Annotated in this window: 27 protein-coding genes and 3 tRNA genes; 21 read left to right on the top strand and 9 right to left on the bottom strand. The window is 66.1% G+C overall.

Annotation, left to right across the window (positions count from 1 at the left end):
- Positions 1-17 precede the first annotated feature (17 nt).
- The 4 genes from ACP69V_RS09435 (at position 18) to ACP69V_RS09420 (ending at position 4,320) form a co-directional block, all read left to right on the top strand.
- Positions 18-416, top strand: coding sequence for a DUF1489 family protein (locus ACP69V_RS09435; protein ID WP_426023602.1), 399 nt, complete (start codon positions 18-20; stop codon positions 414-416).
- Between the two features lie 114 nt (positions 417-530).
- Positions 531-1,826 carry an MATE family efflux transporter gene (locus ACP69V_RS09430; protein ID WP_426023601.1) on the top strand — a complete coding sequence of 432 codons (1,296 nt, stop codon included), beginning with the start codon at positions 531-533 and terminating at the stop codon, positions 1,824-1,826.
- Between the two features lie 54 nt (positions 1,827-1,880).
- Positions 1,881-3,584: a methionine--tRNA ligase gene (metG, locus tag ACP69V_RS09425; RefSeq protein ID WP_426023600.1), complete on the top strand. Its 1,704-nt coding sequence runs from the start codon at positions 1,881-1,883 to the stop codon at positions 3,582-3,584.
- Positions 3,585-3,606: 22 nt separating this feature from the next.
- A complete protein-coding gene (locus tag ACP69V_RS09420; RefSeq protein ID WP_426023599.1) occupies positions 3,607-4,320 on the top strand; it encodes a 2OG-Fe(II) oxygenase in 714 nt (237 codons plus the stop codon).
- On the opposite strand, the gene ACP69V_RS09415 is transcribed toward ACP69V_RS09420, so the two are convergent.
- From ACP69V_RS09415 to rlmB, 3 genes are read right to left on the bottom strand one after another with little or no spacing between them, the layout of a single operon-like run.
- Positions 4,321-4,659 carry a rhodanese-like domain-containing protein gene (locus ACP69V_RS09415; RefSeq protein WP_426023598.1) on the bottom strand — a complete coding sequence of 113 codons (339 nt, stop codon included), beginning with the start codon at positions 4,657-4,659 and terminating at the stop codon, positions 4,321-4,323.
- The gene (locus ACP69V_RS09410) at positions 4,656-5,477 is read right to left on the bottom strand and encodes a YjbE family putative metal transport protein (RefSeq protein WP_426023597.1); all 822 of its coding nucleotides are present in this window, start codon (positions 5,475-5,477) and stop codon (positions 4,656-4,658) included. The genes ACP69V_RS09415 and ACP69V_RS09410 overlap by 4 nt, the downstream gene beginning before the upstream one ends.
- 31 nt (positions 5,478-5,508) lie before the next feature.
- Positions 5,509-6,393, bottom strand: a complete 885-nt coding sequence (gene rlmB, locus ACP69V_RS09405) for a 23S rRNA (guanosine(2251)-2'-O)-methyltransferase RlmB (RefSeq protein WP_426023596.1) — start codon at positions 6,391-6,393, stop codon at positions 5,509-5,511.
- 148 nt (positions 6,394-6,541) lie between these two features.
- Between rlmB and ACP69V_RS09400 the strand changes: the two genes are divergently transcribed.
- The 11 genes from ACP69V_RS09400 to ACP69V_RS09350 all read left to right on the top strand — a co-directional run bounded on the left by ACP69V_RS09400 (position 6,542) and on the right by ACP69V_RS09350 (position 13,109).
- Positions 6,542-6,625: transfer RNA gene (locus tag ACP69V_RS09400), tRNA-Tyr, on the top strand.
- 82 nt (positions 6,626-6,707) lie between these two features.
- A tRNA-Gly gene (locus ACP69V_RS09395) sits at positions 6,708-6,781 on the top strand.
- A 52-nt stretch (positions 6,782-6,833) separates the two neighbouring features.
- Positions 6,834-8,024, top strand: coding sequence for an elongation factor Tu (gene tuf / locus ACP69V_RS09390; protein ID WP_055753383.1), 1,191 nt, complete (start codon positions 6,834-6,836; stop codon positions 8,022-8,024).
- A 371-nt stretch (positions 8,025-8,395) separates the two neighbouring features.
- A complete protein-coding gene (locus tag ACP69V_RS09385; RefSeq protein ID WP_426023595.1) occupies positions 8,396-8,530 on the top strand; it encodes a hypothetical protein in 135 nt (44 codons plus the stop codon).
- Positions 8,531-8,626: 96 nt separating this feature from the next.
- Positions 8,627-9,961, top strand: a complete 1,335-nt coding sequence (locus ACP69V_RS09380) for a hemolysin family protein (protein ID WP_426023594.1) — start codon at positions 8,627-8,629, stop codon at positions 9,959-9,961.
- Between the two features lie 95 nt (positions 9,962-10,056).
- Positions 10,057-10,132 (top strand) — tRNA-Trp (locus ACP69V_RS09375).
- 70 nt (positions 10,133-10,202) lie between these two features.
- Positions 10,203-10,517 (top strand): preprotein translocase subunit SecE, encoded by a 315-nt coding sequence (gene secE / locus ACP69V_RS09370; protein WP_135193055.1) that lies wholly within the window; start codon positions 10,203-10,205, stop codon positions 10,515-10,517.
- 13 nt (positions 10,518-10,530) lie between these two features.
- Positions 10,531-11,106 carry a transcription termination/antitermination protein NusG gene (nusG, locus tag ACP69V_RS09365; protein WP_159844899.1) on the top strand — a complete coding sequence of 192 codons (576 nt, stop codon included), beginning with the start codon at positions 10,531-10,533 and terminating at the stop codon, positions 11,104-11,106.
- Positions 11,107-11,334: 228 nt separating this feature from the next.
- Positions 11,335-11,766, top strand: coding sequence for a 50S ribosomal protein L11 (gene rplK, locus ACP69V_RS09360; RefSeq protein ID WP_135193053.1), 432 nt, complete (start codon positions 11,335-11,337; stop codon positions 11,764-11,766).
- Between the two features lie 3 nt (positions 11,767-11,769).
- The gene (rplA, locus tag ACP69V_RS09355; RefSeq protein ID WP_135193052.1) at positions 11,770-12,459 is read left to right on the top strand and encodes a 50S ribosomal protein L1; all 690 of its coding nucleotides are present in this window, start codon (positions 11,770-11,772) and stop codon (positions 12,457-12,459) included.
- 107 nt (positions 12,460-12,566) lie between these two features.
- Entirely contained in the window at positions 12,567-13,109 is a 543-nt protein-coding gene (locus ACP69V_RS09350) for a DUF2059 domain-containing protein (RefSeq protein WP_426023593.1), read from the top strand.
- Between the two features lie 3 nt (positions 13,110-13,112).
- Here ACP69V_RS09350 and ACP69V_RS09345 read toward each other — a convergent pair whose 3' ends face one another.
- Positions 13,113-13,721 (bottom strand): NAD(P)-dependent oxidoreductase, encoded by a 609-nt coding sequence (locus ACP69V_RS09345; protein WP_426023592.1) that lies wholly within the window; start codon positions 13,719-13,721, stop codon positions 13,113-13,115.
- Positions 13,722-13,774: 53 nt separating this feature from the next.
- Between ACP69V_RS09345 and ACP69V_RS09340 the strand changes: the two genes are divergently transcribed.
- The 3 genes from ACP69V_RS09340 to ACP69V_RS09330 all read left to right on the top strand — a co-directional run bounded on the left by ACP69V_RS09340 (position 13,775) and on the right by ACP69V_RS09330 (position 15,928).
- Positions 13,775-14,191 (top strand): winged helix-turn-helix transcriptional regulator, encoded by a 417-nt coding sequence (locus ACP69V_RS09340; RefSeq protein WP_426023591.1) that lies wholly within the window; start codon positions 13,775-13,777, stop codon positions 14,189-14,191.
- A 90-nt stretch (positions 14,192-14,281) separates the two neighbouring features.
- Positions 14,282-15,355 carry an AI-2E family transporter gene (locus ACP69V_RS09335; RefSeq protein ID WP_409718454.1) on the top strand — a complete coding sequence of 358 codons (1,074 nt, stop codon included), beginning with the start codon at positions 14,282-14,284 and terminating at the stop codon, positions 15,353-15,355.
- Between the two features lie 123 nt (positions 15,356-15,478).
- Positions 15,479-15,928: an NUDIX hydrolase gene (locus ACP69V_RS09330; protein ID WP_426023590.1), complete on the top strand. Its 450-nt coding sequence runs from the start codon at positions 15,479-15,481 to the stop codon at positions 15,926-15,928.
- A 6-nt stretch (positions 15,929-15,934) separates the two neighbouring features.
- On the opposite strand, the gene ACP69V_RS09325 is transcribed toward ACP69V_RS09330, so the two are convergent.
- On the bottom strand, positions 15,935-16,642 hold the full coding sequence (locus ACP69V_RS09325) for a glutathione S-transferase (RefSeq protein WP_426023589.1): 708 nt from the start codon (positions 16,640-16,642) through the stop codon (positions 15,935-15,937).
- Positions 16,643-16,960: 318 nt separating this feature from the next.
- Here ACP69V_RS09325 and rplJ point away from each other — a divergent pair, with 318 nt between their 5' ends.
- Both rplJ and rplL read left to right on the top strand, forming a co-directional pair.
- Positions 16,961-17,476, top strand: coding sequence for a 50S ribosomal protein L10 (rplJ, locus tag ACP69V_RS09320; RefSeq protein WP_426023588.1), 516 nt, complete (start codon positions 16,961-16,963; stop codon positions 17,474-17,476).
- A gap of 62 nt (positions 17,477-17,538) precedes the next feature.
- Positions 17,539-17,922, top strand: a complete 384-nt coding sequence (gene rplL / locus ACP69V_RS09315) for a 50S ribosomal protein L7/L12 (RefSeq protein ID WP_135193045.1) — start codon at positions 17,539-17,541, stop codon at positions 17,920-17,922.
- A 137-nt stretch (positions 17,923-18,059) separates the two neighbouring features.
- Here rplL and ACP69V_RS09310 read toward each other — a convergent pair whose 3' ends face one another.
- Positions 18,060-18,977, bottom strand: coding sequence for an alpha/beta hydrolase family esterase (locus ACP69V_RS09310; protein ID WP_426023587.1), 918 nt, complete (start codon positions 18,975-18,977; stop codon positions 18,060-18,062).
- A 119-nt stretch (positions 18,978-19,096) separates the two neighbouring features.
- Here ACP69V_RS09310 and ACP69V_RS09305 point away from each other — a divergent pair, with 119 nt between their 5' ends.
- Positions 19,097-19,777, top strand: a complete 681-nt coding sequence (locus tag ACP69V_RS09305) for a type 1 glutamine amidotransferase domain-containing protein (protein ID WP_426023586.1) — start codon at positions 19,097-19,099, stop codon at positions 19,775-19,777.
- Positions 19,778-19,939: 162 nt separating this feature from the next.
- Here the strand turns inward: ACP69V_RS09305 and ACP69V_RS09300 are convergent, their stop codons facing one another.
- The 3 genes from ACP69V_RS09300 to ACP69V_RS09290 all read right to left on the bottom strand — a co-directional run bounded on the left by ACP69V_RS09300 (position 19,940) and on the right by ACP69V_RS09290 (position 24,855).
- Complete coding sequence (locus ACP69V_RS09300) at positions 19,940-21,916, bottom strand: M61 family metallopeptidase (protein ID WP_426023585.1); 1,977 nt, start codon at positions 21,914-21,916, stop codon at positions 19,940-19,942.
- A 229-nt stretch (positions 21,917-22,145) separates the two neighbouring features.
- On the bottom strand, positions 22,146-24,113 hold the full coding sequence (locus ACP69V_RS09295; RefSeq protein ID WP_426023584.1) for a M61 family metallopeptidase: 1,968 nt from the start codon (positions 24,111-24,113) through the stop codon (positions 22,146-22,148).
- A 133-nt stretch (positions 24,114-24,246) separates the two neighbouring features.
- Positions 24,247-24,855 carry a hypothetical protein gene (locus ACP69V_RS09290; protein ID WP_426023583.1) on the bottom strand — a complete coding sequence of 203 codons (609 nt, stop codon included), beginning with the start codon at positions 24,853-24,855 and terminating at the stop codon, positions 24,247-24,249.
- Between the last annotated feature and the right edge of the window lie 64 nt (positions 24,856-24,919).

Below are 24,919 nucleotides of genomic sequence, written 5' to 3'. Positions count from 1 at the left end.
GCGACTACGTGGGCGCCATGCCGCTTCACATGATCAAGCTGGGCGTCGGGGTCCCCGACGTCGAATGGCTGGAGACCCGCGCCGCCAAGGGCGGCCCCCTGGTGGTCCATACCCGGATGACGCCCAAGCGCGCGTCGGAAATCGAGGACGGCGGGTCGCTGTACTGGGTGGTGAAGGGGACCATCGTCTGCCGCCAGCCCGTGCTGGACATCGCCACACTGGGCGAGGGCAAGCAGAGCCGCTGCGAGATCACGCTTGAACCCAGGGTCGTCCGCACGGCGCCGATGGTGCGCCGGCCATTTCAGGGATGGCGCTATTTCGAGCCCAAGGACGCGCCTGTCGATCTGACCGAACTGGATGCGGGCGAGGCGCCGGAGGAACTGGTGCGGCAACTGCGCGAACTGGGCGCCTGGTAGGCTGAACCCCCAGAGTTTTTGGGTGTTGACCGCGACGGGTCCGCGTGGCCTGTGCCGCCTCCGATGATCGCGCTCAGCCTCCCGACCCGTACCGCCTTCCGAGACCTGCTCAACTTGGCTTGGCCGGTGATCCTGTCGCGCCTGGGAATCATGACCATGGGCCTGACCGACGCTATCGTGGTCGGGCGGTTTTCGAGCCAGGAGTTGGCCTTCCACTCCCTGGCCTGGGCGCCGACGTCGATCGTGGTGACGACGGCGGTCGGGCTGATGCTGGGCGTGCAGGTGATGACGGCGCGCATGCTGGGCGAGGGGCGGCGGCACGCCGTCGGCTCGGTGCTGCGCCGGGGCATGACCTATTCGCTGCAGATCGGCGTGGTCTCGATGATCGCCCTGATCGCCGTGGGTCCTTGGGGGCTCGGTCAGATGGGCTTGGAGGACGGTCTGGCCCAAGGGGCGGGACCGGCCCTGATCGTGTTCGCCCTGTCCATGCCCTTCTATCTGATTTCGGTGACGGGGCAGTTCTTCCTGGAGGCCCTGGGTCGGCCCAAGCCCGGCATGGTGGCCATGTGGGTGGCGAACGGGGTCAATCTGGCGCTGAACATCGTGCTGGTGCCGGACCTGCTGGGCATCGGTTTCGACGGCGCCTTCGCCTCGGCCTGGGCGACGTTCGGGGCGCGGGCGGCGCTGGCGATCTTCCTCGTGGTCTACATCCTGCGCCTGCCCGAGGCGCGGTCGCTGGGTATCTTCGACAAGCCCGAGCGCGATCCCAAGGCGGCGCGCGAACAGGTCAAGGTCGGCCTGGGCGCTGGCGCATCCTATTTCATCGAGGTCGGGGCCTTTTCCGGCTTCACCTTCTTCGCCGGCCAGATCGGCACGGCGGAGACGGCGGCCTGGGCGGTGGTGCTGAACGTCTCCGCCATCGTCTTCATGCTGCCCATGGGTCTGTCGTCGGCGACGGCGGTTCTGGTGGGGCGCAGCTATGGCGCCGGGGATGGACGAGGGGTGTTGAGGGCCGGTTTGGTCGGACTGGGCGTGGTGACGGCCTTGACCTTGATGGTCGCCATCATCGTCTGGCCCAGCGCACATCTGATCGTTGGCGCCTACAACCGCGATCCGGCATTGCTGGCCATCGCCGCGCCGGCCCTGGTTCTGGCGACCCTGTTCTTCGTCGCGGACGGAATCCAGGTCGTGGCGGCCCAGGCGAACCGGGCGGCGGGCGACGTCTGGTGGCCCACCATCATGCATTTCGCCGCCTATGGCGCCGTGATGATGCCGCTAGGCTGGGTGCTGGCGCACCGGATGGGAATCGACGGCCTAGTCTGGGCGGTGGTGATCGCCAGCCTGGCGTCCTCGACTCTGCTGACGGGGCGTTTCATCCGTATTGCGCGCCGTCTGCCGCAAGGCGTTTGAGGAAACGGCCTCGCCGCTCTATATCCCTGCGCTTCCCCGAACTCCTGGACGATCATGGCCCGCATCCTCATCACCTCGGCGCTGCCCTACATCAACGGCATCAAGCACCTGGGGAATCTGGCGGGCTCGATGTTGCCGGCCGACGTCTGGGCGCGGTTCAAGCGGGCCCAGGGGCATGAGGTCCTCTATATCTGCGCCACCGACGAGCACGGCACCCCGGCCGAGCTGGCCGCCGCCGCCGCCGGTCAGGACGTGCGCACCTATTGCGACGAGCAGCACGAGATCCAGAAGGCCGCCGGTCAGGCCTTCGGCCTGAGCTATGACTGGTTCGGCCGGTCGTCCAACCCGCAGAACCATCGCCTGACCCAGCATTTCGCCGAGGCGCTGGAGAAGAACGGCCTGATCGAGGAGCGGGTGGATCGGATGATTTATTCGATCGACGACGCCCGCTTCCTGCCCGACCGCTATGTCGAGGGAACCTGCCCGCACTGCGGCCATGTCGGCGCGCGGGGCGACCAGTGCGACAACTGCGGCCGGCTGCTGGACCCCACCGACCTGATCGATCCCTATTCGTCGGTGTCGGGGTCCAAGAACCTTGAGGTCCGCGACACCCGCCACCTCTATCTGCTGCAGACCAAGATCGAGCCCCAGATCCGCGCCTGGGTCGACGGCAAGAGCGGCTGGCAGGTGCTGGCCAAGTCCATCGCCTACAAACACCTCGACGAAGGGCTGATTGACCGGGGCATCACCCGCGACCTGGCCTGGGGCGTGCCGGTGCTGAAGGACGGCTTCCCCCGTCCGGGCATGGAGGACAAGGTCTTCTACGTCTGGTTCGACGCCCCCATCGAATATATCGCCGCGACCGAGGAATGGGCCGAGGCGACCGGTGGGTCTTGGCGCGACTGGTGGCGTCTGGACGAGGGGGCTGAGGACGTCCGCTATGTCCAGTTCATGGGCAAGGACAACGTCGCCTTCCACACCGTCAGCTTCCCCGCGACCATCATCGGTTCGGGCGAGCCGTGGAAGACGGTGGACCAGTTGAAGGCCTTCAACTGGCTGAACTGGTACGGCGGCAAATTCTCGACTAGCCAGAAGCGCGGCGTCTTCATGGACCAGGCGCTGGAGCTGCTGCCGGCCGACTACTGGCGCTGGCGCCTGACGGCCTACGGCCCGGAACACGCGGATTCCGCCTTCACCTGGGAGGATTTCCAGGCCTCGACCAACAAGGACCTGGCCGATGTGCTGGGCAATTTCGTCAATCGGATCGTCAAATTCGCCGAGTCCAAGTTCGACGGCGTCGTGCCGGAGGGCGGCGAGCCCGGACCGGTCGAGATCCAGCTGGAAGCCGACATCAGGGCGGGGATCGCCGAGGCGACCGAACAGTTCGAGGCCATGGAGTTCCGCAAGGCCGCCCAGGCCCTGCGCGCCGTCTGGGTGCTGGGCAACGAATACCTGCAGGTCGCCGCGCCCTGGACCGCGTTGAAGACCGACCGCGACCGGGCGGCCGTGGGGGTGCGCACCGGCCTGAACCTGGTGGCCCTGTTCGCGCGGCTGGCGGCGCCGATCCTGCCGTTCTCGGCCGAGAAGATCGCCGCCTCGGTGGGCGTCACCGACCTGAGCTGGCCCGGTGCGGACGAGGATGTGCTGAATGTCCTGACCGTCGGCCAGCCGGTCGCGGCCCAGGGCGTGCTGTTCGCCAAGATCGAGGACGCCCAGGTGGCGGAATGGTCCGAACGCTTCGGCGGCGCGGACGCCTGATCGGACGGGTAGGGGATACGCGATGACGCCGACCCTGACGCCTCTGACCGACGAACGTCGCGCCGCGGTTCGCGAGCGGTTGGCGCGCACACGCCGGGCGCAGATCGACGGTGTCCTGGCCCCGGCCGACGCTCAAGGCCTGTATGAGGCGGCGACGACCGCTGACTACAATGTGGTGACGCGGCGCGGGACGGGGCATGTCGATCTGCCCGCCGCCTGGCTGGCGTCTCTGTCGCCGGATCAGAAACAGGGGCTGGGGCAGGCGGTGCAGGTCTCGGCCCAGACCGATTTTCAGTATCTGTACGACAACCATCCCATCTACGATCTGGTCGAGGCGGAGCAGGCGGCCCAGGTGTGGTCCGACCTGTTAGCCTTCCTGAACGGCGAGGCCTTCCTGGATCTGATGAGAGACGTGACTGGCGAGCCGCGCATCGCCCTGGCAGACGCGCAGCTGACCCGCTTTCGCGCCGGACATTTTCTGACCGAGCATGACGACCATGCGGACGGCAAGAACCGCTACTTCGCTTATGTGCTGAACTTGACGCCCGCCTGGCGGATCGAGTGGGGCGGCCTGCTGGCCTTCCACGGCGCCGACGGCAATGTCGCCGAGGCCTTCACGCCGCGCTTCAACACCCTGAATCTGTTGAAGGTGCCTACGCCCCATTCCGTGACCCAGGTCGCCCTGTCGGCGGCGGCGGACCGGATATCGGTTACGGGGTGGTTGAGGGGCCTCTGATCAGGCCTGGTCAGCGACGATCACAGGCAGGCCGGCGGCGTGCCAAGCCTGGATGCCGCCGGTCAGGTTGAAAAGCGGCTGGCCGTCGGGGCCGGTCGGGCCGACGAAGGCGCAGACCTGGTGGCTGCGGCCGCCCTTCAGGCACTGGACGATGATCTTCCTGTCGGCAGGCAGGTCCAGCGCCTCCCAGGCGGCAGGCATTTGGCTGAGCGGGGCCAGGATGGCGCCGTCGATGCGGGCGGCGGCGAACTCGTCCGGCTCGCGCACGTCGATCAGGACCGCCTCGCCGGATTGCAGCCAGGCGGCGGCCTCTTCGACCGTGACCGTAGCGACGGTCATGCCGCGGGCGCCGCAGCCGGCGCCGTCGGTTCGGCGGGCGCCGGGGTCGGGCTGTCCTCGGTGCGTCTTTGGCCCTGGTGCTTGGCGGCTTCCTCGGGACTGATCTCGATGAAGGCCGGGGCCGAGGCGTTGAACTCGTCCATATGGCCGGTGCGGACCACGACCTGACGGGCGCCGTCCCAGATCATGTGGATGGCGACGTACAGGACCACGACCAGGCCGACGTAGCCGATCCAGCGGTAGCGGTGCAGCAGCTTGGCGATGAAGGTGGCGGCCAGGCCCATCAGGGCGATCGACAGCACCAGACCGAAGACCATGATCCACGGATGGTCATGGGCGGCGCCGGCGACGGCCAGCACATTGTCCAGCGACATGGTCAGGTCGGCGATCATGATCTGCAGCAGGGCGGCGCCGAAGGACTTGCGCTTCAGGCCCAGTTCCTCGGGCGACGGCCCCTTGCCGTGCTCGATGCTCAGGGCCAGTTCGAGTTCCCTCTCGGCCTCGGCCTGGTCGTGGGTGCGCTGCTCCTGCAGTTCGCGCCACATCTTCCAGCAGACCCACAGCAGCAGCAGGCCGCCCGCCAGCAGCAGACCGACCAGGGCCAGAAGCTGGACCGTGATCAGAGCAAAGCCGATGCGCATGACGACGGCGGCGGCCAGGCCGATCAGAATGGCCTTCTTGCGCTGTTCCTGGGGCAGGGCGGCGGCGGCCAGGCCCACGGCGACGGCGTTGTCGCCGGCCAGGACCAGATCCATCAGAAGGACCTGGCCCAGGGCGGCGGCCTGGCTGGCGAATTCGGGAGAAGAGAGAAATTCCATTTCCGCTCTCTAACGCCGGTGCGACCTTCTGTCAGCCGCGTTGAGCGCGTGACGCCTCATAAAGCGCGACGGCGGCGGCATTGGAGACGTTCAGGCTCTCGAATCCGCCCGGCATGGGGATCTTGGCCAGGACATCGCAGTGCTCGGCGACCAGGCGCCGGATGCCGTCGCCCTCGGACCCCATCACCAGGACGGTGGGCTGGCGATCCAGCGCCTCTTCCAAGGTCTGTTCTCCCCTTCCGTCCAGGCCGACGGCGCGCCAGCCCATGTCGGCAAGACGTTCCAGGGCGCGCGACAGATTCGTCACGCGCGCATGGGGCAAGCGTTCGGTGGCGCCGACCGCCGCCTTGGCCAGGGCCCCGGCCAGGGCGGGGGCGTGGCGGTCCTGGACGATGATTCCCCGCGCGCCGAAGGCCAGGGCCGAACGGAAGATGGCGCCGACGTTCTGGGGATCGGTCAACTGGTCCAGCATGACGATGACGCCCTGGGCCGGATCGGCCAGCTCTTCCAACGACACGCCTTCCAGCGGCTGGACCTTGAAGGCCAGACCCTGGTGCACGGCGCCGGGGGGCAGCATCCGGGTCAGGGCCTGGACCTCGACCACCTCGATCTTGTGACCGTGGGCCAGTTTGCCCTCTTCGATCTCGGCGGCGCGTTCGGCCGTGGCCAGAAGGCGACCCGTGCCGCGACGCGCGGGATTCGCCAAAGCGGCCAGGACCGGGTGACGGCCCCACAGAAAATTATCGGCGTCCGACTTGTTCCGATCCGGCGCACGGGGCGGGCGGGGCGCATCGTCGCGCCCGCCAAACCCTTGCGCGGCGGGCTTTTGACCCTTGTCGCGCGGTCCGTCAGGCCGGTTTCCGAAGACCGGTTTTTTACCGCTTCTACGGTCGTTGCGTTCTGATTTCGACGACACTATAAGACGCCCTCCGATTTGGAGCCCCAAGGGCTTTCGGGTCTGGGCGCCCCCTCTATCCTAGAGGAGGCGACAAGCCGAAGGCTTTTGTTTCGTCCCGCTTCTTTATGGGCGGAACGAGGGGTCCGGCGGTTCGACAAGGCGCGCTGGGGGAATGTCCCGAGTGGCAAAGGGGGGGGACTGTAAATCCCCTGCGTAAGCTTCGAAGGTTCGAGTCCTTCTTCCCCCACCACGCGCCTTGACGGATACGACGGATCAGGACGACGGAGAGGAACCGGCTGCGGCGTTCCCTTAAGAACTTCCGCAGTCTCCGCGCGGGTATAGCACAATGGTAGTGCAGCAGCCTTCCAAGCTGAGGATGTCGGTTCGATCCCGTCTACCCGCTCCAGGTTTTTTGATCAGCATCGCGCCCCTCAACCCGGGCCATCAGGAGTTTGGCCATGGCCAAGGAAAAGTTCGAACGCACGAAGCCGCACTGCAACATCGGCACGATTGGTCACGTTGACCACGGCAAGACGACGCTGACGGCGGCGATCACGATGACGCTGGCCAAGGCCGGCGGCGCGAAGGCGATGAACTACGCCGACATCGACGCTGCGCCGGAAGAAAAGGCGCGCGGCATCACGATCAACACCGCGCACGTGGAATATGAGACGGCCAACCGTCACTATGCCCACGTCGACTGCCCCGGCCACGCCGACTATGTGAAGAACATGATCACCGGCGCGGCGCAAATGGACGGCGCGATCCTGGTGGTGTCGGCCGCTGACGGCCCGATGCCGCAGACCCGCGAGCACATCCTGCTGGCCCGTCAGGTCGGCGTGCCGGCCCTGGTGGTCTTCATGAACAAGGTCGACCTGGTCGACGACGAAGAACTGCTGGAACTGGTCGAGATGGAAGTGCGCGAGCTGCTCTCGTCCTACCAGTTCCCCGGCGACGACATTCCGATCACCAAGGGCTCGGCCAAGGCCGCGACCGACGGCGTGAACCCGGAAATCGGCGAACAGCGCGTTCTGGCCCTGATGGAAACCGTCGACGCCTACATCCCGCAGCCGGAACGTCCGGTCGACCTGCCCTTCCTGATGCCGGTCGAAGACGTCTTCTCGATCTCGGGCCGCGGCACCGTGGTCACGGGCCGCGTCGAAAAGGGTATCGTCAAGGTCGGTGAAGAAGTCGAAATCGTCGGCATCCGTCCGGTCCAGAAGACGACCTGCACGGGCGTCGAAATGTTCCGCAAGCTGCTGGACCAGGGTCAAGCCGGTGACAACGTCGGCGTTCTGCTGCGCGGCACCAAGCGTGAAGACGTCGAGCGCGGCCAAGTGCTGTGCAAGCCGGGCTCCATCACGCCGCACACCAAGTTCCTGGCCGAAGCCTACATCCTGACCAAGGAAGAAGGCGGTCGTCACACGCCGTTCTTCACGAACTATCGCCCGCAGTTCTACTTCCGCACCACGGACGTGACCGGCATCGTTCACCTGAAGGAAGGCGTCGAGATGATCATGCCCGGCGATAACGCCGAGCTGAACGTCGAACTGATCACCCCGATCGCCATGGACCAAGGCCTGCGCTTCGCCATCCGTGAAGGCGGCCGCACCGTCGGCGCCGGCGTCGTCGCCAAGATCGTCGAGTAGTCGACACATCCTTTTGGCCTAACGCGCTCACGCGCTGCATGAGGCCGAGAGATACAGTAAGCGTAACAGAGCGGCCCCCGGAGAAATCCGGGGGCCGTTTTGCTTTTCCCCATTCCCATGGGGAGAAGGTGGCTTGCAGAGCCGGATGAAGGGGTACGGTGCTGATCGCGTCGCACGGCGTAATCCCTCACCCTTTCGCGCCAAGCTGATCGCTCCGCTCTCGGGCGCTCAAGCCCTCTCCCAATGTGAGAGGGAAGGGGTGGGGCGTGGGGCGTGGGGAGTGGTTGGTTCGCCCATCGCGCGAGGCGTCTTGCCTGCAACCGGGAACCGGGGTTTACGTTCGGTACGGACGTTAACTTTTCGGTAACCAAATGCGACGCGCCATCCGCCTGGGTCTTTTCATCGGCACCGTTCTGGGCATGAGCGCCTGCGCGACCCAATATGACGCCGACGGTCGGCCGATTTCAGGGGGCTATGGTTCGGTCGATGCGGGGCGGGCGGGCTGAGGCTCAAAGGAAAACGTGGCGCTAGCCGCGATCCTGCCCTATTGTAGCGTCGCGGACGCCGAATGTTGCGCCGCGTCGGTCCCCACACCCCCCTAGATGTTACTCATCGCTATTGTCGTCGTTCTGCTCCTGGTGGTGCTTAACGGCTTGTTCGCCATGACTGAATTGGCGGTCGTCTCCTCGCGGAAATCCAAACTCCAGGCGAGGGCGGAACGGGGAGACCGGGGGGCCAGGGCGGCGCTGAAGCTGTCGGAAGAACCGACTCAGTTTCTGTCCGCCGTTCAAGTCGGCATCACCCTTATCGGCATTCTGGCGGGCGCCTATGGTCAGGCGACCATCGCAGGCGAGCTGGATCGTATTCTGGAAGTCAGTTTCCCGGCGCTGGCGCGATACACCGAAGTCTTCGCCACGGCCCTGGTGGTCGTGTGCATCACCTATGTTTCGCTGATCGTCGGCGAACTGGTGCCCAAACGGATCGCCCTGATCTTCCCGGAACCGGTGGCGTCCAAGATGGCGGGGCCGATCTCCAAGATGGCGATCGTGCTGAAGCCGTTCGTGCTGCTGCTGACCGCCTCGACCTCGGGCATTCTAAAACTGCTGGGCGTCAAGGACCGTGACGGTTCGGACGTGACCCAGGAAGAGGTGGCGACCATCCTGGCGGAAGGCACCTCGGCCGGCCTGATCGAGCCCGAAGAACAGGTGATGATCGAAGAGATACTGCGCCTGGGCGACCGCCCTGTGCGGGTGGCCATGACGCCGCGGCACGACGTCTTCTGGATCGCGCTGGACGATCCCGAGGAAATCCTGCGCGAAGAGATTCGCACCTGCCCCTATTCGCGGATCGTGGTGGCGCGCGAGAGCGACGTCGATAATCCGCTGGGCGTGGTCCACAAGAAGGACCTGCTGGACAGCCTGCTGACGCACGGCAAGTTCGACATCGAACCCTTGGTCGCCGAGCCGGCCTTCATTCCCCAGTCGACCTCGGTGCTGAAGGCGTTGGAGATCCTGAAGGGCTCCAAGGTCCACATGGCCTTCATCGTCGATGAATACGGCGCCTTCGAAGGCGTGGTGACCGCGACCGACATTCTGGAAATGATCGCCGGCGACTTCAACGAGGGTCACGACGAGGAACAGGCCTGGATCCATCAGCGCGCCGACGGCAGCTGGCTGGTCGATGGTCAGACGCATCTGGACGAACTGGCCGACAAGCTGGGCGAGGATTTCGGCGATCACGAGGGCTACCACACCGTCGCCGGCCTGATTCTGCACCAGCTGTCGCGCGTGCCGGATGAGGGCGAAGTGGTCCAGGTCGGCCGATTCGAGGTCGAGGTCGTCGACATGGACGACCGCCGCATCGACAAGCTGATCTTCAAGGAACTGATCCAGGCTCAGGAAGAGCGGGACGCCATCGCCGCGCATCAGGAAGACTAGGTGGAAGTGTCATATCGCCCTTGAAATGCAGGGCGGTGTCGGGCATACGCCCCCCTCTGGCGAACGCACGGACCTGAGGGTTCGAGCGGTTGTCTAGGAGTTTAGCTCAGCTGGTAGAGCACCGGTCTCCAAAACCGGGGGTCGTGGGTTCGAGTCCCCCAACTCCTGCCAATCCTCCCTGTCGCTTCCGGATGGGACTTCCCATCTGGGGCGACAGGAACAATTGTGTGAAGAGCAACTGATGGCCAAGGCCAAAACTCCCGGCAAGCGGCCTCAGGGCAGCGCAAAGCCCCAGATGGGCGCCAAGCCCCAGGCGGCCGGCGCCGCCGCCATCACGGTCGATTCGCCCGAGCCCAAGAAGCCCCGCACCAGCCCCGGCCAGTTCTTCAGCCAGGTTCGCGCCGAGGGTCGCAAGATCGTCTGGCCCAGCCGTAAGGAGACCTGGATCACCTCGGTGATGGTCTTCATCATGGTGATCATCGCCGCGATCTTCTTCTGGATCGTGGACACCGGCCTGGGCTTCGCCTTCCGCTACATCATCGCTCTCGGATCCTGAGAAAGACGCGCCCATGACCGATGCAGCGCCCGCAAAGCCCGCCAATCCGCGCCACAAGTGGTATATCGTCAACGCCTACTCGAACTTCGAGAAGAAGGTGGCGGAGCAGATTCGCGACCAGGCCAAGCAGCAGGGTCTGGAAGACGCCTTCTCCGAAATCCTGGTTCCGACCGAGGACGTCGTCGAGATCCGTCGCGGCCGCAAGGTGAACTCGGAACGCAAGTTCTTCCCCGGCTATGTGCTGGTGAAGATGGAAATGACGGACCAGGCCTATCACTTGGTCAAGAACACCCCGAAGGTCACCGGCTTCCTGGGCGCCGCGGGCGGCACCAAGCCCCTGCCGGTCTCGGAACGTGAAGTTCAGAACATCATCGGCCAGGTGGAAGAAGGCGTCGAACGTCCCAAGCCTACCATCCGCTTCGACATCGGCGAGAAGGTCAAGGTCATCGACGGCCCGTTCGCCAGCTTCGACGGTTCGGTCGAGAGCGTCGACGAAGAACACGCCCGCCTGCGCGTCGCCGTTTCGATCTTCGGTCGCGCCACGCCGGTCGAGCTGGAATACGCCCAGGTGGAGAAGGTTTCGGGCTAACGCCTACGCACCTCCCAGATTTGAAGCCGCGTCCGAAAGGGCGCGGCTTTTTCGTTTCGGCGTCGCGAGGACGTTGGCGCGTTGCCTTTACGCCCCCCCTCTGTTACACGCGCGCCTTCGCTCGGCGGGCCTCGGCTCGCGGGGCGGCAAATCCGTGGGAGGCAGCCATGCCGCACCACGGCTCACCGGCCCTGCGTTCAGTCGTCGGGTCATTCATAGGAGAGACCAATGGCCAAGAAGATTCTCGGCTATATCAAGCTGCAAGTGCCGGCCGGTTCGGCCACGCCTTCGCCCCCGATCGGCCCCGCTCTGGGTCAACGCGGCGTGAACATCATGGGCTTCTGCAAGGAGTTCAATGCGCGCACCGAAAAGGAAGCCAAGGGCACCCCGCTTCCGACCGTGATCACCGTCTATCAGGACAAGTCGTTCACCTTCCTGACCAAGACGCCGCCGGCGACCTGGTACCTGAAGCAGGCCACCGGCCTGAAGTCGGGCTCCAAGCTGGTCGGTCGCGAGACCGCCGGTACGGTCAAGGTTTCGCAACTGCGCGAGATCGCTGAAAAGAAGATGAAAGATCTGAACGCGAACGACCTCGACGCCGCGACCAAGATCATCGAAGGCTCCGCCCGCGCGATGGGCCTCGAAGTGGTGGAGGGCTAAACCATGGCCAAGCAAACCAAGGCTCAGAAAGCCCGCACCGGCGTCAGCCAAGACCTGCTGCCGTTCTCCGACGCCATCAAGCTGGCCAAGGAAAACGCCAAGTCGAAGTTCGACGAATCCCTTGAGATCGCCGTCAACCTGGGCGTCGATCCCCGTCACGCCGACCAACAGGTCCGTGGCGTCGTCAACCTGCCGTCGGGTACGGGCCGTGACGTTCGCGTCGCCGTCTTCGCCAAGGACGCCAAGGCCGCCGAAGCCACCGCAGCCGGCGCCGAACACGTCGGCGCCGAAGATCTGTACGAGAAAATCGCCGGCGGCTTCATGGAGTTCGACCGCGTGATCGCGTCGCCGGACATGATGGCCCTGGTCGGCCGTCTGGGTAAGGTGCTGGGCCCGCGCGGCCTGATGCCGAACCCGAAGGTCGGCACCGTGACCCCGAACGTGGCCCAGGCCGTCAAGGACGCCAAGGGCGGCGCCGTCGAGTTCCGCGTCGAGAAGGCGGGCATCGTCCACGCCGGCATCGGCAAGGTCTCGTTCACCCAGGACGCCCTGGAAGCCAACGTGAAGGCCATCGTGGACGCCCTGGTGCGTTCCAAGCCGTCGGGCGCCAAGGGCACCTATGTGAAGCGCATCAGCCTGTCTTCGACGATGGGTCCGGGCATCAAGGTCGACCCGTCCTCGCTGGGCGCCTAAGCCTAAAGACAACCGGTACTGAAGAACGGCGGGGAGCGATCCCCGCCGTTTTTTCTTGCCCGAGAGTAGTCGCAGCCGTCAGGATGCGCGCCTATCTGGGGGATGACATGAAACAACTCATCGGCGGGCTGTGCATTGCCGTGTCGCTGCTGGTTGCGCCGGGCGCCGCCCTGGCGGACGTACGTAGCGACGAGGCGGGGCGCCTGGCCCTGGCCAACAAGTTCGTCATGCTGATCCAGGGCGAGGAAATGACGACCGCCATGGGGCAGATGGTCGAGTCCATGATCCCGGAGTCCGATGAAGACCTAAGCGCCTCCGACGCCGCCGCGATTCGAGAGGTGGTCGTGGACATGACCCAGGCCATGATGCCTCGGATGTTCGAAGCCATGGCTCCCGTCTATGCCGATATCTTCACGCTGGAGGAGCTTCGGGCCATGGTCGCCTTCTATGAGAGCGATGTCGGCCAGAACCTGTTGGTCAAGAGCGTGCAGGCCATGCCGCGACTGAATGCGGCCGCCATGTCTGTGATGCCCGAGATGCTGGCCGGCATGGGCGACGCCATGTGCAGCCGCTTGAAATGCACGCCAGACGAACGTCGCGAGATGAAGGCCGCCATGGCCGAGGCTGCGCAGGGCATGGCGGCCCAATAGACCTCAGTAGGCTGCGGTGAAGCGGGCGCGGCTGTGCCGGGGGTTTTCCAACTCGTCGACCATGGCAGTGGCGTAGTCGGAGAAGCCGATCTTGCTGTCGCCCTTGTCGTCCACGACCAGTTGGTCGGTGCCGGTGCGGAAATGGCCCAGGCGGGGCGTTTCCTCGATCACGGCGGCGGGTGAGAAGAAGGTCCAGTCGACGTCGCTCTCGTGGCGCAGGGCATCCAGGAAGACGATGCCGCCCTGTGCGAAGGGCTTCCACTCCTCGGGGAACGCGGGCGTGTCGATCAGCCGGACGCCGGGCGCGACCTCCAGGCTGGCGGCGCCGCCGGTGACGAGCAGGCGAGGCACGCCGGCGGTCTTGAGTGCGTTCAGCAGAGTTTCGGCCGGCACGTCGAAGTGCAGGGCGCTGATGACGGCGTCCGAACCCTTGATCAGCTTAGCCAGCGCGGCGGCGTCCGAGGCGTCGCCCGCCACAGGCGTGACGCCGTCGGCGGCGGGGATGGCCTCGGGCTTGCGGGCGATGGCGGTGACGGCGTGACCGCGCGCGGCCAGTTCCCTGGTGATTTCCGAGCCGGCGCGACCGCTGGCGCCGAGGACTGTGACTTTCATGGAAGGCTCCTTTGGGTATCCAATGGATACCAGGTGCGCTATGGGATGCGGCCATGCAAGACGGCACCTTTCAGACACCTGGTCACCCCGCAGAAACCTGGACGCGCGGCGATGTGTTCGCGGCGAACTGTCCAACGCGACAGTTGCTGGACCGGATCGCGGACAAGTGGAGCACCCTGATCCTGATCGTGCTGGGCGAGGGGCCGATCCGGTTCAACGCCCTGAAGCACCGGATCGATGGGGTGTCGCAGAAGATGCTGAGCCAGACGCTGAAGTCGCTGGAGCGCGACGGCCTAGTGTCGCGATCCGTCGTGGCGACCGTGCCGGTGTCCGTGACCTATGCGGTGACGCCGCTGGGCCGCACCCTGATGGCGGCGATGCAGTCCATGATCGACTGGGCCGAGACTCAGATGCCCCAGGTCGCGGCGGCGCAGACGGCCTATGATCAGCGGTCATCCGACGCCCACTGATTTTATTATCGCGTGCGGCGAACGGCCACGCTCGACCTGCGTTCCTGTCGCGACCTTGAAGGGGGCGATATGTTCGGACTGGGAAGATTGATGGGCGACAAGGCTAATGTGGGCCTAGGTTCGGGTGGGGGCGACCCGTGGAAGGGGCGGCTGGCGTTCGGCGCCATCGTGCTGGTGTCGGCCTATTTCGCGGTCCAGCTGATCGTGACGCTGCAGACGCTGTGGCTGCTGATCTTCGGGGCCATCGTGGTGGCGGTGGTTCTTCGCGCCCTGGCCGACCCCCTCGTGCGCTGGCTGAAGGCGCCGGATCCGCTGGCGGTGTTTCTGTCGCTGGTGATCGTGGTCGCCGTGCTGGCGGGGATACTGACCCTTTTCGGCGCCCAGATCACCGAGCAGGTCGTGGCTCTGTCCGCCGTCGTGCCCCAGGGTTGGGACCAGGTGCAGTCCTGGATCCAGGCCCAGCCTTACGCCGCCCAACTGTTCGAGCAACTGCAAGGTTTGGGCGACAGAGCGGGCCAGGCCTTGCAGGTGGCGCAGAAGTTTGCGCTGGGTTTCGCCTCCGGCGTGACCACCCTGGTTCTCGTCATCGTCGCCGGCGTGTTCCTGGCCATCGAACCTGCCAAGTCTCGCGAGGGTCTGCTGTCGATGGTTCCGATGGACCGTCGGGCCCGTCTGCGCGAGGTGCTGAACAGCTGTGGCAAGGCGTTGAAGGGGTGGCTGAAGGCGCAGCTGTTCTCGATGGTGCTGGTCGGCACGCTGACGGGCGTGGGTCTGGCGATCATCGGCGTTCCCTCGGCCCTGGGTCTGGGGCTGCTGACGGGCCTGGCGCAGTTCGTGCCCATCGTCGGACCCATCGTCTCGACCATTCCGGCGGTTCTGGTGGGCGCGACCCAAGGGTGGGAGACCGCCTTGATGACGCTGGCCCTCTATGTCGTGGTGTCCCAGCTGGAGAGCAACTTCATCACGCCGATGGTGCAGAAGAACGTGGCCAACCTGCCGGTCGTGCTGGGCATCTTCGCCGTGGTGGGCATCGGCACCCTGTTCGGGCCCCTGGGCGTGCTGTTCGCTACGCCGCTGGCGCTGGTGCTGCACACCCTGATCACCATGCTGTATCGTCAAGACGTCCTGGGGGATCCCGATGCGAAGGCGCCCGGCGAAAAATAGGACGCCTGCGTCAGTTCGCTTGACGCAGGCGGCGCGATCACCTTTGGAACGCGCTGATCCTTTCGCTGGTGCAAAACGTCGCATGGCCTGTCTCAAGACCCGATCCTGTCGGAACCGCGCCTGATGGCGTCGGGCGTCAAACGCACGGCGCGATCCGAGACCCGTCAGGTCGCGGCCCTGCCGTGGCGGCTGACGGACGACGGCCGTCAGATCCTGATGATCACCTCGCGCGAGACCCGCCGCTGGGTCATCCCCAAGGGCGGTCGGATGGTCGGCAAGACCGATCCCGAGGCGGCCGCCCAAGAGGCCATGGAAGAAGCCGGTGTGCGCGGCGAGATGGATCAGACCTCCATCGGCGTCTTCCGCTACGCCAAGGGTCTGAAGGACGGCGGCGTGCGCCAGTGCGTGGTCTCGGTCTATCCGCTTCAGGTGCTGGTCCAGCTGGGCGCCTGGCCCGAGGCGCACCAGCGCGAGCGCCGCTGGATGAGTATGAGCGAGGCGGCGGACTTGGTGCACGAACCGGACCTGGCCGCCCTGATCCGCGACTTCGACGCCACGCCCCTGGAAGATTGAACGACTTCAGTCGTCCAGTTCGGGATACCGGCGGAAGATGCCGTCTTCGTTGAATGGGATGCGCCGCGGGCTGGCCAGATAGGCGGCGATGCGGGGCAGGGCGGCTACGCGGTCGCGCACGGCGACCACATGGGGCGTCGTCTTCAGGACACGCGCCGACGCCTTGGGAAAGGCGTAGGTCAGGCCTTCGATCACCTGAAACAGCGACAGGTCGGCATAGGTCAGGCGGTCGCCGACCATCCAGTCCGAGCCTTGCGGGTTTCGCACCAGCACCTGTTCGGCCCAGCCCAGGAACTTGGCGATCCGTTCCTTGCGAAACCCTTCGGCGCGGCGGGCGGCCTCGGGTTTCTGGTCGTCGTAATAGGCCATCAGATCGACCGGGTGGTGGGTGTCGTGGGCCTCTGCGACCAGGTCGGCCAGGGTCAGCTGGATCTGGTTCAGCCAGGCGCGGTCGCTGTCGCCATTGGGGCTGAGGCCCAGTTGCGGACCCAGCCAGGCCAGGATGGCCGCGACCTGTCCGACGGTGCGGTCGCCCAGGCGCACGAAGGGCGGGGCGAAGGGCGGCGTGGCGGCGTCGGCCATCAGCTTCATCATCGCCTTGCCGTCGTCCTGGCGCGAGACATCGACATAGTCGGCGCCGGCCGCCTCCAGCGCCAGACGGACGAATTCGCCCCGTCCCTGGATGGTCGGCCAATAGTAGAGTTCATACGCCATGCTATCTGCGCCTTGATTTCCGTGATCCGTCCCTGTAAGAGCGCCGCTTCCCGTCACTGGTTCATTCCTTTGACGGTCCTGTCCGAGAACTTCGGGGCGTGGGGGTCACCCAGGCCATAACTGTCAGAGAGCCCTCTGACGCCGTGGGGAGATGGGGACGCGACCCTGCGCTGTCAGCCCGCATTCCGGGACGGACGCCGTCAGACGCATCCTTCGGACAATACGACCGGCTCGAACGCTTTGCAGCGATGCACGGCGCTTTGGCCAATCCGTCGTCGGGAATAAGCCCGGCGGCGAATACCAAGACTGGAGACCGCAATGGACCGCGCTCAAAAAGCCGAGTCGATCGAAACGCTCAAGGGCGTATTCGCCGACGCCGGCTCCGTGGTCGTGACCCAAAACCTGGGTCTGACCGTTGCGGAAATGGAAGATCTGCGTGGTCGTCTTCGTAAAGAAGGCGGCGCGTTCAAGGTGGTCAAGAACCGCCTGGCGCTGAAGGCGCTCGAAGCCGAAGAAGGCAGCGAATTCCACGGCCTGTTCAAGGGTCCCGTGGGCATCGCCTATTCCGAGAACCCCGGTACGGCCGCCAAGGTCGCCACCGAGTTCGCCAAGGCCAACGATCGCTTCAAGATCGTCGGCGGCTTCATGGGCTCGACCATCGTCGACCAAAAGGGCGTGGACGCACTGTCCAAGCTCCCGACGCTCGACGAGGTTCGCGGTCAACTCATCGGCCTGCTCAACGCGCCTGCGACTCGTATCGCTGGCGTGCTGCAAGCACCCGCCGGTCAGCTGGCTCGCGTGTTCAACGCCTACGCCACCAAGGAAGCCGCGTAAGCGGCCCAGCCTTTCATCTCTGCATCACTCTCTAAAACCAATCCTCCGAAGGAACACTGACAATGGCTGACCTCGCCAAGATCGTCGAAGACCTGTCCGCTCTGACCGTTCTCGAAGCCGCTGAACTGTCGAAGCTGCTTGAAGAAAAGTGGGGCGTCAGCGCCGCTGCTCCCGTCGCCATGGCTGCTCCGGCTGCCGGTGGCGGTGCTCCGGCTGAAGCTGCCGAAGAGCAAACCGAATTCACCGTCGTCCTGCTGGACGGTGGCGACAAGAAGATCAACGTGATCAAGGAAGTCCGTGGCGTGCGTTCGGACCTGGGTCTGAAGGAAGCCAAGGACCTGGTCGAAGGCGCTCCGCAGAACGTCGTCGAGAACGTCTCCAAGCAGAACGCCGACGAAGTCGCCAAGAAGCTGACGGAAGCCGGCGCCAAGGTCCAGATCAAGTAAGATCTGACTTTCGGCATTTGCTGAATATCGGAAAGGCCCGGCGGGAAACCGCCGGGTCTTTTTGTTTGCGGGGCCTACCGCGCTTCGCGCTACTTGAGGCCGTTGGGACTGCTGTCGTCCGCAAGGCGCGTGGACGGTCAGCGTTGTGGGCGGCGGCGGGTGGCGAAGAAGGCCCACAGGGCGTCGTTGTCGGCGACCCAGCTATGGCCGCCGCCGGCGGTGATACGGCCCACCACGTCCGCGCCGTCGCGGCAGGCGGCGTAGCCTTCCTCATAGACTTTGTCGGCGACCCAGCGGGTGTCGCGGATTTGCGTGCAACCGTTGATCTGGGCCCAGCGCTGTTCGGCGGCGTGCATGGTGTAATGCCAGTAGCCTGCGCCACCACCCTGGATCGGATTGGTCGTGTCGGCGTCACCGGCGAAGGCGATGATCGGCATGGGGCGCGAGGGACGGCAGGTGGCGGGATCGGGCTGTTCCGGTCGGTCCTTCCTCGGATTGCCGGCGCGCAGGCCCACGACGGGGGCGATGGCGGCGAACCGGTCGGCGGCGACGCAGCCCAGCCAGGACGTCATCCGCCCGCCGCCCGACAGGCCCGTGGCATAGACGCGGCTGTCATCGACGCAGCCCTGATCCGCCAGCACCCGGATTGCGGTCGTCAGATAGGCGACGTCGTCGGCGTCGCCGGGGCCGGGCACCGCGCCGGTGATGGTCGGAACGCCGGGTATGTTCCAGACGAAGCCCTGCTCGACCGGAATGCCGGCGTCGGGCGCGGCGACGATGAAGCCGTGCCTGTCCGCCGCTTCCGCCAACCGAGACGAGGCCAGCATCTTCTCGCCCGTGCCGCCGCTGCCGTGCAGCAGGAAGACAAGGGGCGCGGGCGTGTTCGGATCAAAGCCTGCGGGCAGGTGGAGCAGCATCGTGCGCCCGGTCCGACCGATGGGGACGGCCTGGGTCGCGCCCGCCTGGCCGATGCCGCAGGGCGCTGCCGCATGGGCGGTCTGACTGAAGGTCATCAGGCCCAGCAGGGCGGCGAACAGACCGATCCAACGCTTCATGCGACTTCGCCTCTCGTGAGTGGAACCGGCAGGGTGGTGTGTTTCCCGTTCGGAGGCCAGTCTTGAGGGGCGGCGTGCGGCTTCCCATCTGTGGACACCCCAAGAGACGGAGCCTTCCCATGAACATCCTGCTGGTGCTGACGTCGCACGATCAACTCGGCGACACGGGCAAGAAGACCGGCTTCTGGCTGGAAGAGCTGGCGGCCCCCTATTACGCGCTGAAGGACGCGGGCGCGCAGGTCGTGCTGGCCTCGCCCAAGGGCGGACAGCCGCCGCTGGACCCCAAGAGCGACGACGCCGACGCCCAGACCGACGACACGCGCCGCTTCAAGGCCGATGCCGAGGCGCAGGCCGCCCTGGCCTCGACCGTCGTCCTGTCGTCAGTGAAGGCCGATGATTTCGACGCCGTCTTCTATCCCGGCGGCCACGGGCCGCTGTGGGACCTGGCCAATGATGCGCAATCCATCGCCCTGATCGAGGCCTTCGCCAAGGCGGACAAGCCGACCGGCTTCGTGTGCCATGCGCCCGGCGTGCTGAAGTCCGTGACCAGCGCGGACGGCAAGCCGCTGGTCAACGGCCGCAAGGTGACGGGCTTCACCAACTCCGAAGAGGATGCGGTGGGTCTGACGGACGTGGTGCCGTTCCTGGTGGAGAACGTGCTGATCGCCAATGGCGGTGACTATTCCAAGGGGCCGGACTGGGGGTCGTATGTCGTCGTCGACGGCAAGCTGGTGACGGGTCAGAACCCGGGTTCGTCGCGTGAAGCGGCCGAGGCGCTGCTGGGTCTGTTGAAGGCGTAGGACGACGACCGTCTCCTCCCCGTCGCGAAGCGATGGGGAGGTGGCGAGGCGCCTCTTGCGCCGTGACGGAGGGGCTCCTTAACGGATGTCAGTGGGACGGTGAGAGCCCCTCCACCAAGCTTCGCGCGGTCCCCCTCCCCGCGAAGCGGGGAGGAGACTTGTTTAGCGCCGCCTGGGCGCGAGGATGTCCGACAGGCGGTCCGGCGCGCCCTCGATCCGTTCCAGGCGCGGGTAGCGCAGGCCGTAGTGGTAGTCGAAGGCCACTGTGCGGAAGCGGTCGCCGGATTTCAACAGCAGTTCGATGGGGGCGTCGGTCCCTTTCGCGGCGGTCACGGCGTCGCGCAAAACCTCGGCCGAGCCGGCCTTGCCGTTGACGGCGACCAGGCTCCAGCCGGCGCCGATGCCCTGATCGAAGGCCGGGCCGCCCCAGCGGATGTTGGTCAGCTTGTCCGACGTCAGGGTGAAGCCCAGCGAATACTGGAAGTCGTTGGCCCAGCCGCTCTGAACCGACTTCTCGGCCGCCGACGGCGTGTCGGTGTAGGTCAGCCGCCAGCCGCCGCGTTCGATCCCGGCCAGGGGCGCCTTGGCGTCCTGCCCGACGGCGTCTAGGCGACTGCGCAGGAACCCGGCCCAGTCGTGCGGATAGACGGCGTTCAGGGCGGCGACCACATCCTCGAACCGATAGCCCTGGGGCGCCCATTCGCCGTCGTCGTGGCCGAAGAAGCCCTTGGCGAAGTCGTCCAGGGACTTGCGCCCATTGGTGCCCTCGCGGATCAGGGTATCGGCGTCCAGCCAGACCAGCAGGCTTTCGCGGTAATAGTCGCCGGTGCCGCGCATCCACGAGGTGAACTGGCCCGGCACGCGATAGCCCAGCAGATTGTGGTTGTTGGTGTCCTGCAGCGCGCGCCACTGACGGCCCGGCTGCTCGTCATAGAAGGCGGCGACGTTGGCCAGGGTGGCCAGCGCCACCTCCCTGGAATGCAGGCCCGCGCGGGCGGCCAGCACATCGCCCCAGTATTCGGTCTGGCCTTCATAGACCCACAGCAGGGTGTTCTGGGTCGGAACGTTGTGGTTGGCGGTCAGCTCGTCCGCCGGTCGCATGAATTTGCCGTTCCAGGAGTGGGCATATTCGTGGGGCAGCAGGCCCCGGTCGCCGGCGCTCTTGGCCCAGTCGGTGAAGAAGCCGGGGGCGCCGGTGTTCTCGGAACTGCGGTGATGCTCCAGCCCGATGCCGCCCATCTGATCGGTCAGGGCGAACAGGAACTCATAGTTGTCGAAGTGGCGGGCGCCGAACAGATGGTCGGCCTGCTGGACCATGTTTTCGTACAGCTTCAGTTGCTCGTCGGTGGCGGCGAGACCCTTGGCCTCGTCGGCCAGCAGGTTCAGGTGGACGCGGTCGCCGCTGGGGTCGATGTCAACGCGGCGGTAGTGGGCGCCGGCGAAGATGGGGCTGTCGATCAGGGTGTAGAGGTCGGTCGGGGCGAAGGTCGCCACGTCGCCGTCTTGCGAGGCCGTGCTCAGGGCCGTGCCGTATTTCCAGCCGGCGGGCAGGACCACGCTCGGGGCGACCTGAATCTGGCGGCTGAAATAGCCGGCCGGATAGAGGATGGCCTTCTCCCACTGCAGATTGACCATCGCCGGGGTCATCAGCACGCGCCAGTTGGAACTGTCGGGCTGGGTCAGTTGCTGGAAGGCGACGTCGATGCTGGCGACGCCCGCGGGGATGTCGAGATGGAAGGCATAGGGGTCCAGCGTGTCGCGCAGCCACTCGATCCGCTGACCATTGGCCGTCACGGTCAGGCCGGAGATCAGCTGGATTGGGCCGGTGGCGGCGTGGTTGCCGGGCAGGAACTTCGGGTAGAGCAGGGTCAGCGGGCCGGGGCCGGCGACGGGAATGGTCTGGCTGACGTTGATGATGCGGCGGTCCAGATCGGTGATGTCGGCGCGGTACTGGATGACGCCGGGATAGGGGGTGTCCTGCGGCGCGGGGATGGCCGGCTGGGCGCGGGGCAGGGCCAGCGGCGCCTGGGTCGCATCGGTAATGACGGGCGTGGACTGGAAGGTCTGGGCCAGGGCCGGAGCGGCGGCGGCCGTCATCAAAACGGCGAGGCAGGCGGCGGTCAGGCGGGTACGCGGCATCAGGTCATCCACATCGGCAGGGGGAGCCGCACCGTCGGAGGCGATGGGCGATGCGTCAAGCGTGGCGTTGTGTCTCCTCCCCATGAAATGGGGAGGTGGCGCGGCGTGTCTTCGCGCCGTGACGGAGGGGTTCAGCGACGCACCACGGGCGCCTGTGGGACTTCAAGAGCCCCTCCAACACGCTACGCGCGGTCCCCCTCCCCACGTTGCGGGGAGGAGACGTATGCCTTCAGCGCCTGCGCGGCGTCAGGATGTCGCCGAGGCGGTCGGGCGTGCCTGCGATCCGTTCCAGGCGCGGGAAACGCAGGCCGTCGTGGTAGTCGAAGACGACGGTGCGATACTGGTCGTCGTCCTTGACGATCAGCGTGATGGGGACAGCCGGATCCTTGGCGGCGGTGACGGCTTCGTTCAGGCGGTCGGCGGTGGCGGCCTGGCCGTTGACGGCGACGATCTCCATGCCCGCGGCGAGACCCGATTTGAAGGCCAGGCTGTTCCACTGGACGCTGCGGATCTTGTTGGCCTCGCCGGTCTGGAAGCCCAGGGAATAGGTGAAGTCGTTGCGCTTCAGCTCGGCATACAGGGTCTTCATATAGTCGGTGGGCGTGTCCGTGTATGCCAGCCGCCAGCCGCCGCGCGCCAGGCCGTCCAGCGGGGCGCGGGCGTCGGGGCCGTCGGCGTCCAGGCGCGTGCGCAGGAAGGTCGCCCAGTCGTTGGCGACGACGCCGTTCAGGGCCGCGACCACGTCCTCGAACGTATAGGGAGCGGGCGCGTAATCGCCGTCCTGGACGCCGTAGAAGGCGCGGGCGAAGTCGTCGAGCGACTTGCGGCCGTTGGTCTTCTCTCGGATCGTGGTGTCCACGTCGAGCCAGATCAGCTGGCCCTCCGAATAGTAGTCCTCGTCACGCTGCCACGACAGCCAGCCCTTGGGTTGGCGCTGGCTGATGATCGGGTCGTTGGTGGTGTCCTGCATCGCGCGCCATTCGCGGCCGACGCGCGTGTCGAAGGTCGCGGCGGTCATGGCCAGCGAGTCCATCGCCTGCTGTTTGGTCAGCAGGCCCGAGCGGGCGGCGACGACCTGGCCGTAGTATTGGGTCTGGCCCTCGTAGACCCACAGCAGGCTGTTCTGCATCGGGCTGTTGAAGTTGGGCACATACTGGTCGGCCGGGCGGCGCCATTTGCCGTCCCAGGAGTGGTTCATCTCGTGGCTGAGCAGGTCGCGGTCGGCCAGATGCGCAGCCCAGCCGGTGAAGAAGGCGGGATCGACTGAGTTTTCGGAGCTGCGATGATGCTCCAGCCCTATGCCGCCCAGCTTGTCGGTCATGGCGATCAGGAAGTCGTAGTGATCGAAGTGGCGTGCGCCGTAGAGGCGGTCCATCTGATCGACCATGTTGCGCAGGATCTGGATCTGATCGTCGGTGGCCTCAAGGCTCTTGGCGTCGTCGGCGACGAAGTTGGCGCGGACCGGCGAGCGGCCGCCGGGGTCCAGATCGATCTGGCGATAGTGGACGCCGGCGAAGACGGGGCTGTCGATCAGGACTTCCAGATTGACGGGCTTGAAGGTCTGAACGTCGCCGGTCTTGCTTTCGGGCTCCAGGGCCGTGCCGAACTGCCAGCCGGTCGGAAACTTGACCGTCGGCTGGACCGTGATGTTCCGCGACCAGTGGCCGGCGGGATAGAGCAGCATCTTCTCCCACTGAATGTTCAGCATCTCGGGCGTCATCGTGATCCGCCCCTGGGCGCCGGTGGTCGGCGACAGGTGCTGCATGGTGATGTTCAGCGCGGTCGCGCCGGCCGGGACGACGACGTGGTAGGCGAAGAGATGAAGGGGATCGCGCACCCACTCGACGCGCTGACCATTGGCGGTGATCTCGATGCCCGCCAGCTGGGCGATGGGGCCGACGGGGCCGTGGTTGCCGGGCAGCCATTCGGGAAAGAACAGGGTCATCGGACCCGCCTGGGCGACGGGGATCGTCTCGGTCACCGCGAAGATGTGCTGGGCCAGGTTGGTGGCGTCGACATCCAGGGTGATGACGCCAGGGTAGGCGACGTCCTGGGCGTCGGGGATCGGGGGCAGGGCTGCGGGCAGGGCGGGCGGATAGGTCGAGGCCTGTTGCGCGAGGGCGGCGGGGGCGGTCGAGACAAGCAGGAAGGCGAGGCCAAGACCGAGAGGGGCGGCGCGCAGGGAGGGACGGATCATCGCGGACTCTTGAAGGCTACATGGGGCAGCCGCGACAGTCCGCCGCAGGGGGCGGGGCGTCAACCCGGCCCGGAAGTTGGACTCCGGAAAAAACAGTCCAACGAGTCCAAGAGTCCAACTTCAGCCGATGGGGTCACAAATCCTTTGGGGCCGTGCGCATGGCGCCGATCGAGGCCTTGAGGTCCGCCAGGTCGCGGCCGATCCTGTCGTTGAGGCGCCGCATCCGGTCGGCGTCGCGATCATGGGCGATTGCGGCCAACTCCTTGTGCAGACGGGTCCAGCCGCGCGCCTCGATCATACGTCCGTGACGGATGGCGCGGGCGGCGTTGTACCAGGCCTGTTCGCACAGGTCGGCGGCGGCGGGCAGGGCGTCTTCATATGCGTCCTCGTTCCCGTGCGAGAAGGAGACGGAAGCAGCATCGTCGGCCGCAGCCGCAGGCGTGTCCGCCGGCGCGCCGGCATCGGCGTCGTCATCCATCGGCGTGGGCGCTGGCATCCAGTTGCGATAGTCGCCCGGGTCGTCGGTGACGTGAAAAGGGGCGGAGAGCGGTTGATCCATTTTTCGCCAGCCCTCCTGTTGAGCTCGCCACCGGAAGGTGGAGAGGGACAGGCTGTGGCGCTCGCAGACCTCGGCGGCGGAACCACCGGCCAGATAGTCTGCGCGGGCGGCCGCCCAGGTCTCGGCGGAACGTCGCGTCTGCGGCGGCGGGGAGTCGGGTAGGTATTGGCTATCATCGGTCATGCCGACCAGATGCGGGCGGCGCTACCTATGGCCGGAAGAAAGCCGGTTCAAAGTGCCAAGCTGC

Source organism: Brevundimonas sp. PWP3-1b1 (assembly GCF_049896065.1).
In the GTDB taxonomy this organism is placed as follows: Bacteria; Pseudomonadota; Alphaproteobacteria; order Caulobacterales; family Caulobacteraceae; genus Brevundimonas; species Brevundimonas intermedia_B.
This window is presented reverse-complemented; position numbering and strand designations above follow the sequence as displayed.

Coding starts and splice junctions, on each gene's coding strand:
- ACP69V_RS09325 (WP_426023589.1), bottom strand. CDS start 16,642: ATGGCGTATGAACTCTACTATTGGCCGACCATCCAGGGACGGGGCGAA.
- ACP69V_RS09335 (WP_409718454.1), top strand. CDS start 14,282: ATGGGCGACAAGGCTAATGTGGGCCTAGGTTCGGGTGGGGGCGACCCG.
- ACP69V_RS09305 (WP_426023586.1), top strand. CDS start 19,097: ATGAACATCCTGCTGGTGCTGACGTCGCACGATCAACTCGGCGACACG.
- ACP69V_RS09350 (WP_426023593.1), top strand. CDS start 12,567: ATGAAACAACTCATCGGCGGGCTGTGCATTGCCGTGTCGCTGCTGGTT.
- ACP69V_RS09310 (WP_426023587.1), bottom strand. CDS start 18,977: ATGAAGCGTTGGATCGGTCTGTTCGCCGCCCTGCTGGGCCTGATGACC.
- ACP69V_RS09410 (WP_426023597.1), bottom strand. CDS start 5,477: ATGGAATTTCTCTCTTCTCCCGAATTCGCCAGCCAGGCCGCCGCCCTG.
- ACP69V_RS09380 (WP_426023594.1), top strand. CDS start 8,627: ATGTTACTCATCGCTATTGTCGTCGTTCTGCTCCTGGTGGTGCTTAAC.
- secE (WP_135193055.1), top strand. CDS start 10,203: ATGGCCAAGGCCAAAACTCCCGGCAAGCGGCCTCAGGGCAGCGCAAAG.
- rplA (WP_135193052.1), top strand. CDS start 11,770: ATGGCCAAGCAAACCAAGGCTCAGAAAGCCCGCACCGGCGTCAGCCAA.
- ACP69V_RS09340 (WP_426023591.1), top strand. CDS start 13,775: ATGCAAGACGGCACCTTTCAGACACCTGGTCACCCCGCAGAAACCTGG.
- rplL (WP_135193045.1), top strand. CDS start 17,539: ATGGCTGACCTCGCCAAGATCGTCGAAGACCTGTCCGCTCTGACCGTT.
- ACP69V_RS09435 (WP_426023602.1), top strand. CDS start 18: ATGCCGCTTCACATGATCAAGCTGGGCGTCGGGGTCCCCGACGTCGAA.
- ACP69V_RS09300 (WP_426023585.1), bottom strand. CDS start 21,916: ATGCCGCGTACCCGCCTGACCGCCGCCTGCCTCGCCGTTTTGATGACG.
- rplK (WP_135193053.1), top strand. CDS start 11,335: ATGGCCAAGAAGATTCTCGGCTATATCAAGCTGCAAGTGCCGGCCGGT.
- ACP69V_RS09385 (WP_426023595.1), top strand. CDS start 8,396: ATGCGACGCGCCATCCGCCTGGGTCTTTTCATCGGCACCGTTCTGGGC.
- ACP69V_RS09295 (WP_426023584.1), bottom strand. CDS start 24,113: ATGATCCGTCCCTCCCTGCGCGCCGCCCCTCTCGGTCTTGGCCTCGCC.
- ACP69V_RS09420 (WP_426023599.1), top strand. CDS start 3,607: ATGACGCCGACCCTGACGCCTCTGACCGACGAACGTCGCGCCGCGGTT.
- ACP69V_RS09330 (WP_426023590.1), top strand. CDS start 15,479: ATGGCGTCGGGCGTCAAACGCACGGCGCGATCCGAGACCCGTCAGGTC.
- rplJ (WP_426023588.1), top strand. CDS start 16,961: ATGGACCGCGCTCAAAAAGCCGAGTCGATCGAAACGCTCAAGGGCGTA.
- metG (WP_426023600.1), top strand. CDS start 1,881: ATGGCCCGCATCCTCATCACCTCGGCGCTGCCCTACATCAACGGCATC.
- tuf (WP_055753383.1), top strand. CDS start 6,834: ATGGCCAAGGAAAAGTTCGAACGCACGAAGCCGCACTGCAACATCGGC.
- ACP69V_RS09345 (WP_426023592.1), bottom strand. CDS start 13,721: ATGAAAGTCACAGTCCTCGGCGCCAGCGGTCGCGCCGGCTCGGAAATC.
- ACP69V_RS09290 (WP_426023583.1), bottom strand. CDS start 24,855: ATGACCGATGATAGCCAATACCTACCCGACTCCCCGCCGCCGCAGACG.
- ACP69V_RS09415 (WP_426023598.1), bottom strand. CDS start 4,659: ATGACCGTCGCTACGGTCACGGTCGAAGAGGCCGCCGCCTGGCTGCAA.
- nusG (WP_159844899.1), top strand. CDS start 10,531: ATGACCGATGCAGCGCCCGCAAAGCCCGCCAATCCGCGCCACAAGTGG.